This is a genomic window from Fortiea sp. LEGE XX443 (assembly GCF_015206815.1).
Taxonomy (GTDB): Bacteria; Cyanobacteriota; Cyanobacteriia; order Cyanobacteriales; family Nostocaceae; genus Nostoc_B.
The window spans coordinates 1-10,660 of the sequence record NZ_JADEXZ010000118.1 but is presented as its reverse complement, the minus strand read 5'-3'; the positions used below and the strand labels follow the sequence as shown (position 1 = coordinate 10,660).

14 protein-coding genes are annotated in these 10,660 nt (G+C 41.6%); 8 read left to right on the top strand and 6 right to left on the bottom strand.

Features of this window, described 5'->3' with window-relative positions; genetic code table 11:
- Positions 1-329 precede the first annotated feature (329 nt).
- Positions 330-1,004 (top strand): ABC transporter ATP-binding protein, encoded by a 675-nt coding sequence (locus IQ259_RS25860; protein ID WP_193888852.1) that lies wholly within the window; start codon positions 330-332, stop codon positions 1,002-1,004.
- Between the two features lie 33 nt (positions 1,005-1,037).
- On the top strand, positions 1,038-1,787 hold the full coding sequence (rsmG, locus tag IQ259_RS25855; protein WP_193888851.1) for a 16S rRNA (guanine(527)-N(7))-methyltransferase RsmG: 750 nt from the start codon (positions 1,038-1,040) through the stop codon (positions 1,785-1,787).
- 191 nt (positions 1,788-1,978) lie between these two features.
- On the opposite strand, the gene recR is transcribed toward rsmG, so the two are convergent.
- A complete protein-coding gene (gene recR, locus IQ259_RS25850) occupies positions 1,979-2,536 on the bottom strand; it encodes a recombination mediator RecR (RefSeq protein ID WP_228014787.1) in 558 nt (185 codons plus the stop codon).
- 121 nt (positions 2,537-2,657) lie between these two features.
- Positions 2,658-2,999: a helix-turn-helix transcriptional regulator gene (locus IQ259_RS25845; protein WP_193888850.1), complete on the bottom strand. Its 342-nt coding sequence runs from the start codon at positions 2,997-2,999 to the stop codon at positions 2,658-2,660.
- An 80-nt stretch (positions 3,000-3,079) separates the two neighbouring features.
- Between IQ259_RS25845 and trxA the strand changes: the two genes are divergently transcribed.
- The 6 genes from trxA to IQ259_RS25815 all read left to right on the top strand — a co-directional run bounded on the left by trxA (position 3,080) and on the right by IQ259_RS25815 (position 8,086).
- Positions 3,080-3,412: a thioredoxin gene (gene trxA / locus IQ259_RS25840; protein WP_193888849.1), complete on the top strand. Its 333-nt coding sequence runs from the start codon at positions 3,080-3,082 to the stop codon at positions 3,410-3,412.
- A gap of 90 nt (positions 3,413-3,502) precedes the next feature.
- Positions 3,503-4,297: an SDR family NAD(P)-dependent oxidoreductase gene (locus tag IQ259_RS25835; RefSeq protein ID WP_193888848.1), complete on the top strand. Its 795-nt coding sequence runs from the start codon at positions 3,503-3,505 to the stop codon at positions 4,295-4,297.
- Positions 4,298-4,403: 106 nt separating this feature from the next.
- Positions 4,404-5,069, top strand: a complete 666-nt coding sequence (locus tag IQ259_RS25830; RefSeq protein WP_193888854.1) for a nitroreductase family protein — start codon at positions 4,404-4,406, stop codon at positions 5,067-5,069.
- A gap of 257 nt (positions 5,070-5,326) precedes the next feature.
- A complete protein-coding gene (locus tag IQ259_RS25825) occupies positions 5,327-5,824 on the top strand; it encodes an LptA/OstA family protein (protein WP_193888847.1) in 498 nt (165 codons plus the stop codon).
- Positions 5,825-5,849: 25 nt separating this feature from the next.
- The gene (gene lptB, locus IQ259_RS25820) at positions 5,850-6,578 is read left to right on the top strand and encodes an LPS export ABC transporter ATP-binding protein (protein ID WP_193888846.1); all 729 of its coding nucleotides are present in this window, start codon (positions 5,850-5,852) and stop codon (positions 6,576-6,578) included.
- A gap of 392 nt (positions 6,579-6,970) precedes the next feature.
- Complete coding sequence (locus tag IQ259_RS25815) at positions 6,971-8,086, top strand: LptF/LptG family permease (RefSeq protein ID WP_193888845.1); 1,116 nt, start codon at positions 6,971-6,973, stop codon at positions 8,084-8,086.
- 78 nt (positions 8,087-8,164) lie between these two features.
- On the opposite strand, the gene IQ259_RS27665 is transcribed toward IQ259_RS25815, so the two are convergent.
- The 4 genes from IQ259_RS27665 to grxC all read right to left on the bottom strand — a co-directional run bounded on the left by IQ259_RS27665 (position 8,165) and on the right by grxC (position 10,464).
- Positions 8,165-8,275, bottom strand: coding sequence for a type II restriction endonuclease (locus IQ259_RS27665; protein ID WP_255525584.1), 111 nt, complete (start codon positions 8,273-8,275; stop codon positions 8,165-8,167).
- A gap of 31 nt (positions 8,276-8,306) precedes the next feature.
- A complete protein-coding gene (locus IQ259_RS25805) occupies positions 8,307-8,432 on the bottom strand; it encodes an AvaI/BsoBI family type II restriction endonuclease (protein WP_193888844.1) in 126 nt (41 codons plus the stop codon).
- A 102-nt stretch (positions 8,433-8,534) separates the two neighbouring features.
- A complete protein-coding gene (locus IQ259_RS25800; protein WP_228014785.1) occupies positions 8,535-10,043 on the bottom strand; it encodes a site-specific DNA-methyltransferase in 1,509 nt (502 codons plus the stop codon).
- A gap of 109 nt (positions 10,044-10,152) precedes the next feature.
- Entirely contained in the window at positions 10,153-10,464 is a 312-nt protein-coding gene (grxC, locus tag IQ259_RS25795) for a glutaredoxin 3 (RefSeq protein WP_193888843.1), read from the bottom strand.
- Positions 10,465-10,660 lie beyond the last annotated feature (196 nt).

Below are 10,660 nucleotides of genomic sequence, written 5' to 3'. Positions count from 1 at the left end.
TATCTTTGACAATTCTGGGAAATGAATTTATAATCATTGTGAAATCAAAATATTTTAGTACTTAGCCCAAATTTTACTATATTTTGGGCTATTTCTATAGGCTTTTTCCTAACATTCAACACTTCTGGCAGACACGATTCAATCTGCGCTCTAGATACAGATGAATATTTGTAGCCCAGATTCAGAGATTATTCTGCCAAAATAGAGGAATGAGTATTGCTGTGAGTCAAAGGTAATATGCCATGAATCGGTGCAAAATTCTCCGGTTTTACTTGGTGTAGTTAACCTTAGTTAGTCAGTTATTCGGCAATTTTTGGTAATCTTAACAAATGCTTTATCTCAAAAATCTAATTTATCATCCGACAGCTTGCCCAACAGCAATTCTCAAGTCAATTAACTTAGAATTACCACCTCAGCAGTTAGGTTTAATTATTGGCCCCAGCGGTTCCGGTAAAAGCACCTTACTAGAAATTTTATCTGGACTTGCTGAACCTACTTCTGGCGGAGTGTTTTGGAGAGAACAAGAACTCATAGCCGAACAACTACAACAATTGGCTGGGATAGTTTTTCAGTTTCCAGAGCGGCATTTTTGCGGTGGTACGATTTTAGAAGAATTGCGCTTAGGGCATCCTGAGTTAGGATCAGAACGAGTTAGACAGGCACTAAGTGAAGTGGGATTAGAGCATTTATCACTTTCCGCTGCGCCTTATGCTTTAAGTGGAGGACAGCAAAGACGTTTAGCTTTGGCAGTGCAGTTAATTCGTCAACCAAATATATTATTGTTGGATGAACCGACAGCAGGTTTAGATTGGTCAATGCGCCAGCAACTAGTAAACTTATTGGCCAAACTTAAACAAGACTGGACACTGTTAGTAGTAACACATGATGCGGGGGATTTGTTAGCGATCGCAGACCGTTGTTGGACACTCAATCACGGCGAACTACAATCAGTAGATCCAGCAACACTGGTTAACAAAGTCAAAGAACCCCAACCAGCTACTTAAAATGAGAACCAGGGAGAGAATCACATAAGACAAATGACTAACTCCACAACTCCCTTGTTACCAGAAATAGCAGAAATCTGGCAGCAAACACTCAATTGGCAACCAACTACCCAACAACAGGCAAAATTCCAGCAACTTTATGAGTTAATTCTGGAAGGTAACACTCAATTAAATTTAACTCGCATTACTGAACCTCAAGAGTTTTGGGAAAAGCATCTTTGGGATTCTTTGCGGGGAATTGTGCTAGAAAAACAATTTATTCCGTCTCTTCCAGAAGGCGCGTCTGTGATTGATATTGGTACAGGTGCAGGCTTTCCTGGCATTCCTGTAGGAATTATTGCCCCAAATAGCACAGTTACTCTGCTAGATTCCACCCGAAAAAAAATCACTTTTATCGATAAAGTCTTGGCTACACTGGGACTCAGCAATTGCAAAACTTTGCTTGGACGAACTGAAGAAATCGGCCAGCAAACCCAGCATCGCCAAACCTATGATCTTGCACTCATCCGGGCTGTGGGGACAGCTTCAGTATGTGCAGAATATAGTTTACCACTACTTAAACAAGGCGGTTTAGCTGTAATTTATCGAGGTACTTGGACTGAAGAGGAAACCATAGCTTTGCAAAATGCTGTTAAGCTGTTAGGTGGCGAAATTGAATCAATTGCACAATTTACTACTCCCTTAACTGATAGCATCCGTCACTGTTTATATTTGCGAAAGGTAGCAACCACGCCTCCTGAATTTCCTCGTGCTGTTGGTATACCTCATCAAAAGCCACTCTAAATATGTCAGAGATGGTTTTACAAAGGTGGTAGCGATCGCCTAAGTAGTTGGTGTTAAAAATTGTCGTTGAGATAAGGCAGGGGGCAGGGAGCAGGGGGAAAAAGGGTTTTAGCCTTGTTTACTTTTCTTTACGCAGTTTGGTCTTATTCTGCCTACCTACCTACAACCAAGTAAGACATAATTGCAAAAAGCTAATCTAACTCTCGCCGTCCTTCCAAGGCTCTAGCCAAGGTTACTTCGTCAGCGTACTCTAAATCTCCACCGACTGGTAAACCAAAAGCAATTTGTGTCACCTTCGTAAAGGGTTTCAGCAGTTGACCAATGTAGAGTGTGGTTGTTTCCCCTTCTATACTTTGACTAATTGCTAAAATCACTTCCTGCGGTTTTTGCTGACTTACCCGCCGCACCAAAGGTTGGAGATTCAACTGTTCTGGGCCAATCCCATCTATCGGTGAAATCACTCCACCCAAGACGTGGTACTTACCTTTATATTCGCGGGTTTTTTCTAGCGCAATCACATCACGCGAATCAGCCACTACGCAAATGGTTCGATTATCGCGGTTGGGATTGCGGCAGATTTCACAAACTGGTTCCGCAGATAAGTGAAAGCAGACGGAACACAAGCCGATTTGTTTTTTCGCCTCAATCAATGCTTGCGCCAAAGCTTCTACTTCTGCTTCTGGTCGCTTCAAAATGTGCAAAGCCAGTCTTTGGGCTGATTTGGGGCCAACTCCTGGTAAGCGTTGCAACTGTTCGATTAACCTTGCTAAAGGACGTGCGTAAACCGTGGTCTTGTCTCCAAAATATGTTTTATCTTAACTATGATGACATAGGCTGAGACGGAAGAGGGGCAGGAGCAGGGGAGAATGACTAATGACTCTTGGCGATTGACTCTTGATACAAAAACAACGGTTGAGCCGATCGCAATACTGCTTCTAATAAACCAGGAAATAGCGCTTCTAAATCTTCATACCGCAACTTATTAATGTGCTGTGTTCCTTCTTTACGAGTCAAGACTACTCCCGACTCTCTCAGGATTTTAAAGTGATTAGACATGGTAGATTTGGCGATCGCAAAATCAAAATCGGCACAGCATTGCTCCCCTTTACTCTCTAGCAACCGCACAATCTCTAGTCGCACCGGATCGCCTAAGGCATAAAGCACTGCCGCTAAAGATATGTCTTTTCTGTCTGGGTGATATAAAAATCGCATACTTGTATTGTCTCTTAAAGTAGCGTATATTTTAATTGTTCGATATAATCGAATAAACGAATTAAATCAGGAAGGCAACTATGTCATCCGTTACAAATGTCACAGAAGCCACATTCAAACTGGAAGTTTTAGACAGCGACGTTCCAGTTTTAGTAGATTTTTGGGCTCCTTGGTGTGGCCCTTGTCGGATGGTAGCTCCAGTTGTTGATGAAGTTGCCACTGAATACGAAGGACAGGTAAAAGTAGTGAAGGTGAACACAGAGCAAAATCCTAATGTCGCCAGCCGTTACGGAATTCGCACCATACCCACACTAATGATATTTAAGGAGGGACGGCAAGTTAATACGGTTGTGGGTGCAGTGCCAAAATCTACTTTAGCTAAGACTCTAGCACAGTATATTACACAGCAATAATATCCTGGGGTGGGCATTACTCACCCCAGTGCTTAAACAAGGTAGTTGAAACTTATAACTCCTTGGTTCCAGACTAACAGCGGAAGCGATATGGACTTAAAATTACAAAATAAATCGGCATTAATTAGTGGTTCGACAACAGGTATTGGTTTTGCGATCGCCCAAACATTAGCACAAGAAGGTGCATCAGTAATTGTCAATGGTCGCACAGAACAACGAGTCACCCAGGCAATTGACAAAATTAAGTACAATTATCCCGAAGCGAAAGTTACTGGTATCGTAGCCGATTTAGCTACACCCAAAGGAATCGAGCAAGTTGTTGCCCAGGTGTCTCAAGTTGATATCTTAATTAACAATCTAGGTATCTACGAGCCGAAATCATTTTTCGAGATTACTGACAAAGACTGGCTGCATATATTTGAAGTGAACGTACTCAGTGGAGTCCGGTTGAGTCGCCAATATCTGCACAAGATGTTAAAGCAAAACTGGGGACGAATAATTTTTATCTCCAGTGAATCAGGTTTTCAAATCCCTGTAGAAATGATTCACTACGGTGTGACAAAGACGGCTCAGATTTCCCTAGCACGGGGTTTAGCAGAAATGACCGTCGGTACACAAGTCACGGTAAACTCTGTTCTACCAGGGCCAACCCGTTCAGAAGGAGTTGAAGAATTTATTACCCAGATGGCAAAGGAACAGGGAATCAACGCCAGCAAAGTAGAGGCGGAATTTTTTCAAAAAGTACGTCCCACTTCCCTGATCAAACGCTTTGCAACTAACGAAGAAGTAGCAACACTTGTAGCTTACCTCTCCAGTCCTCTCGCTTCTGCAACTAATGGTGCTGCTATGCGGGTTGATGGTGGTGTAATTCGCTCGATTATTTAGCAGTCTAAGCACCTGTTTTTCATTGAAGATATCAATGGTTAAATCTGCTAGTCAGCAGGTAGCCGAATATATAATGCCTGTAACCTACCTTTCAGGGGAAAATCGCATGAATCCAATTACTCAAACGAAAGCTCTAGATGTACCCAGCGCTATTCTTCAGCGTCGTTCCATCAAAACTTTTAAAACAGACCCCATTGAGCCAGAATTACTCAAGCAACTGGTAGAGTTAACTGTCGCTGCACCCAGTAGTTTTAATATTCAAGACTGGCGGATTATCCTTGTGCAAGATGAAGCGCAAAAAGCAGCCTTAGCCGCCGCTTCCTGGAATCAAAAACAAATTATCCAAGCACCTGTAAGCTTCGTCTTTGCAGCCGATGCCAGCGCTGGCGAACAAGATTTGACTCCCATTTTAGACCAGGGATTGCAAACAGGCGCATGGAACGAAGGCACAGTCAACTACTTTAAAAATTCTATTCCCCAATTCCAAGCAGGTTTAGGAGACAAGCGGCGGGAATATGCAATTAAAGATGCAATTATTGCTTCCACCCATTTAGTATTAGCCGCAGAAAGCTTGGGTTTATCTACCTGCTTTATGAATGGCTGGATTGAAGAGAAAGTGAAAGAAGTAATTGGTGCAGCAGATGATCCTAATTTAGCGATCGCTGTGATTGTGCCTGTAGGTTATGCCGCAGAACCTCGCCTGAATCCTGGTCGTTTACCATTTTCTTACAACGTATTTGTAGATAGAGTGGATAATCCGTATCAGGGATAAAGAGTGCTGAGTGGCCATAACTCAGCACATAATAAAAGTGTATCTGCTGTAGAGCGCGATGTTGTTCAAAATCCAGAACAGCATCCCACTCTACTTGTTGAAGGTGGTTAAAATTTTCATGAAACTTCAGCCTTAGGCAAAGCGTCAGTATTTCAGCCATTGGTTATCCCAAGCTATTCCAGATTGTAGAGGTTATCGCTGGATAAAGTACTTGAGATAATTAGTATACAATCTGAAATCCTGAACACTAAATTGCTATGAAACCCCGCAATCTATTAATAACATCACAGATACGTCGCTTTAGTTTAGCTTGGCTACTACCAGCAACACTCTTGGGCGCGTTGACATTTCCTAGTCAACTGCAAACAGCGACGGCTCAATCTGCTGGGGGTAATCGCCCTTTAACTATCCGTTCTGATATACAAGAATATGACGCTAAAAGCCAAATTATCACGGCTCGTGGGAATGTCCAAATGTTGTATCCAGCACGTCAAATTCAAGCAACATCTGCTCAAGCGCAATACTTTAGCAAAGAACGCCGTATAGATTTCAGTGGCAACGTCTATATTTTGCAACAGGGCGGCAATAGTATTCGGGCGGAGAAGGTGACTTATTTAATTGATGAAGGACGGTTTGTGGCTTTACCCCAGGGCAATCGTCAGGTAGAGTCTATTTATATGGTAGAAGACTCAGAAAACGGTGGACAAAACACCACACCTGCACCCAAAACCCCAAATCTCAAGCCTTCTAATTAGCATTTAGGATCAATCAACGCGGATAGTGAAAATTGTTTTAGAGAATATTCACAAATCTTACGGCAAGCGAGTCATTGTCAATCGCGTCAATCTTTCTGTTGTCCAAGGTGAGGTCGTTGGTTTATTAGGCCCAAATGGGGCTGGAAAAACGACGACCTTTTACATTGCCACAGGTTTAGAAAGACCGAATCAGGGGCGAGTTTGGCTGAATACTCAGGATATTACTAGTGTACCAATGCACAAACGAGCGCGCTTGGGCATTGGCTATCTGGCACAGGAACCTAGTATATTTCGCCAACTTTCTGTGCAAGATAATATACTCTTGGTGTTAGAGCAAACTAATGTCCCAAAATGGGAATGGTCAAAACGATTACAAACTTTATTGCAGGAATTTCGTTTAGAAAAAGTGGCTAATAGCAAAGGAATTCAACTTTCAGGTGGTGAACGACGGCGGACGGAATTAGCCAGGGCTTTGGCTGCGGGAAAAGAAGGGCCAAAGTTTTTACTATTAGACGAACCATTTGCAGGAGTTGATCCCATCGCAGTTGCTGAAATTCAACATATTGTAGCCGGATTGCGCGATCGCGGTATGGGTATCTTAATTACAGACCACAATGTGCGTGAAACTCTCGCCATTACCGACCGCGCCTATATCATGCGTGAAGGACAAATTCTGGCTTCTGGCACAGCTGACGAACTTTACAGTAACCCTCTCGTGCGGCAATACTATTTAGGAGATAATTTTCAAGTCTAAATTGAGAAATAGAAAGACATATAAATTTATAAATTAACGTGATGTGCGACTTATTCTTGAAACCCCTCTCCATAGGTTGCTTCTCTTACGAGACGCTACCGCGAACCCGCAGGGTACCTCTCACGCCAGGAGAGAGGCTTTAATTATTATTCCCCTTCCCTGCAAAAGAAGAGGGGTTGAGGGTGAGGGCTGAGAGAAAGTTGCACACGGCATAAATTACGAATTACGTTAGCGTAGCGTTAGCGAGTCTTGCCTACGGCACGCCAAGGGCGAACGAGCGTCATTACGAATTACGAATTAACCAGGGTTGACCTATCGAATTTTGTTTGCTCATGATTTCCACAAAACAGAAATCTTTTTATAGTATTAATTCACTGCTGCCTTTTACGATCATGGATCGCTATTTGCTCAGTGAGTTACTTCCACCATTTTTTTTTGGTGTTGGGGCATTTTCATCACTTGGTGTGACTATTGATGCTGTATTTGAACTAGTCAGAAAAATTGTTGAATCTGGGCTACCTGTAGGCATCGCTATTCAGGTTTTCTTGTTAAAGATGCCCAATTTTATTGTGTTAGCTTTTCCCATGTCCACGTTGTTGGCTACTTTGATGACTTATAGCCGACTTTCAAGCGAGAGTGAACTAATTGCATTGCGTGGCTGTGGAGTAAGCGTCTATCGCATGGTGCTAACTGCTGTGATGTTGAGTTTGGTAGTCACAGGTATGACATTTGTATTTAACGAACAAATTGCACCAACAGCGAATTACCAAGCAAATCAAACTCTAGACAGTGCGATCAAATCAGACAAGCCAATTTTAAAACAACAAAATATTTTTTATCCTGAATATCGGGATATACAAGAGACTGATGGAAGTAAAACCAAAAGGCTGGTACGCCTATTTTATGCTGATCAGTTTGACGGCAAACGTATGAAAGGTTTAACAATTATCGACCGCTCTACAGAAGGTTTAAATCAAATTGTTGTGTCAGAATCTGCTCAGTGGAATATATCGCAAAACCTGTGGGATTTTTATAATGGAACTATTTATTTAGTTGCTCCTAATGGCTCTTATCGCAACATTTTGCGTTTTGAACAGCAACAACTCAAACTACCTCGCACACCACTCAGTTTGGTAGAAAAAAGCCGTGACTATGGTGAGATGAATATTTCTGAATCACTAGAACAGTTAACGGTTGAAAAATTGGGTGGCGATCGCCAAAAAATTCGCAAGCTTCAAGTCAGAATTCAACAAAAAATTTCTTTGCCGTTTGTCTGTTTAGTTTTTGGTTTGGTAGGTGCAGCTATGGGAACCGTACCTCAACGGACTGGTAGAGGTACAAGTTTTGGGGTGTGCGTCATTGTCATATTTACTTATTATTTAATGTTTTTTATTAGTGGTGCAGTAGCACAAGCAGGTATTCTCTCTCCCTTTATGGGTGCTTGGTTGCCTAATTTTATTTTCTTAGGCATAGGTTTATTCTTATTAATGCGAGTAGCTAGGCGTTAATCATTGAGTAGCAATTTCGACTCCCAGCGATAACCTCCGTTCCGTCCGCATCAATGTAGTGTTAGGTGGTTGTTGCTCTTACAGACTGCATAGCCAACGAGAAATAGATACAACTTGATTCTCCTCGTTCAAATTGGCAGCATTACTAAGAGTTCCATTCTCTAGTTGACTCCAGATTTCACCCGCCATCCTTCTTGCGATCGCCGATCCTACGAAAAAACTAAAAGGTGAATGTCCAAGCCCGTCGATTCTTTTCAAGGGCAAGTGCTACAAAACCTGCACGAGTTGCTGCATAAGTTGTTACTAGATCATCACTAGATTGAAGATGGTTACGATGAGGACTCATAGGTTCAAGTTATTGCTTTTTCCGGCGTTGCTGAATCTTGGGATGATTTAGCCCAAATCGGAACGAATTATCAATGGTTTCAACCGCAGATTCATCCCGCACTTATGCAACGCCCTTTTTCCATACATAAACACATTTCCTCAAAGACTCGCGCCCATGATTTCCCATCTGTTGACTACTATTGCCTTTATCACTTGGTAAAACGAGAATACTTTCGACTACAAAACCTAATTTCTCAGCAATGTCAGAGAGAATCATGTCAACTGAAATGCTTGCACCTGCATAACGCACATTGTCATTCACCATAAAAAACAATGCTCCGGGTTTAAGGACACGAAAGCATTCTTGAATCACGCAAGCCATTTCATAAAAGTATCCCTTTACCATTCTTGGTATACCGTTGTTGTTCAATACACCCTGCAACTTTTGGCTGTCTAAATATCTTAAGATAGCTTGTAATAGAGTTTGCGAATCAGCAACACTTAAAGCTAATTCCCAATCCTGATTAATAGCCAGTAAATCTTTTGGACGATTTTCAACTGTGCAACTCAACATTTCCTGACGAAGATTAATCAATTCCTGATCAGAAATGCCTAATAAGGCAAGCTCTAAAGCATAGGTGCGGGTATAATCATATCGATTGCAGTAGGGCGGGGACGTAATAACTGCATCGTATGTAGCATTTGGTAGACATAGCATAATATCGAGACAAGATCCTTTGCGGAGATCGATTTGACCTTGACTTTTTTTAAGTGAAAAAAGCTCTAACTGCTGTGTAGACGGTTCTAAATCATTGATAATTTCGTTAATTTTATTAGTAATGGCATAATCAAACTCTAAAATCGTACCTTTGTTGAAAGGCTTCTTTCCCTGTCCCCGACCAGAACGGTAATCCCAACGCAGGTATTGTCCATCTTTGCGGGTATAACTCACGGATTCCAAAACACACAGTAAAGCAAAACGCAAAACTGATTGAACTTTAGTATTTTCCAGATTACAAGCTCCAAGATATTGCTCAATCGCCGTTTTGGTTTCTTGAGAATAAGCCCCTTTTGTAATCCTTAACTCCAGTAGCTTTACTTCTTTCTCGGATTGTTTCCATAACTGCAAATTTAACCAAGTTCTTAGCCGTGCAAAATCATCAGGTGTGAATTCAGCATCTAAAAGCTTTTTGGTATTGATTATTTGTTGACCAATAGGCAACAATTCAATACCATCAGCATCAATTCCAATATCACTAGCAGCAAACAAAGCAGTTCCACTACCTGCAAAGGGATCTAAAACTTTGCCTTGGGTAACTCCATATTTTTGGCATAAAAGCTCAACAAGAGAGGCTGAAAATGCTTCTTTGTACTTGTACCAACGATAAATAGGTCTAGTTTTGTTAGCCTGAAAACTAACTAAAGGTCGAGTAAGTGAGGACTGGACTAAAAATTTGGATTGAAAGTAACAGTGTAATTGCTTGTCAAGGCTATCAACTTCCTCTAGCCTGCTAGTTTCCATTTCAGAAGTGATGTTGGAGATGCTTGAGACACTCACCACGGCTACAAATTTCCAGAGAATTAACTGATCTGCATAGTATACTAGTACTCCTAATGTAGATTTAATCAATAATTATGTGCATCTAATGTCCTAATTTGGCTATTAAGCGGAAATTTTCGGGATATTGTTTTATGGAAAAACGCCAAAAAAGCTTTTGGAACAGGTGCAATGATGCTATTTACACTAGCTGAGTTAACAGCGGTTCGAGTTGACCTTTGGTATCTAGCTGATAAAGGTCATCACAACCACCAATGTGTTGATTATTAATGAAAATCTGCGGTACTGTACGACGACCGTTAGCACGTTCCGCCATTTTGGTTCTGGCTGCTTCATCGCCATCGATTTTGTATTCGGTGAAGTTTACACCTTTCCACCACAGCAGCATTTTGGCACGAATGCAGTAAGGGCAGGTTTGCCAAGTATAAATTTCGACTTTGGCTTTAATTCTTTCTGGATGGCGACCGAAAAGGGGATTGAGAAAATCCAACATAAGTTTGTATTTTATAAACGTTTGTGAATTATCTTTAGCCTAGATCATTCTTGTTGGAAGTATGAAAGATAAAGTTTATTGGGTTAGCGCATAGGTGCGGGAACCCACTGTTGAAAACTTTCAAGATGATTCCAGTAATACCGTTTCACTTTAAGTTTGATACAAGTAGGCCGCAGGGGGGCAGGGGGCAGGGAGC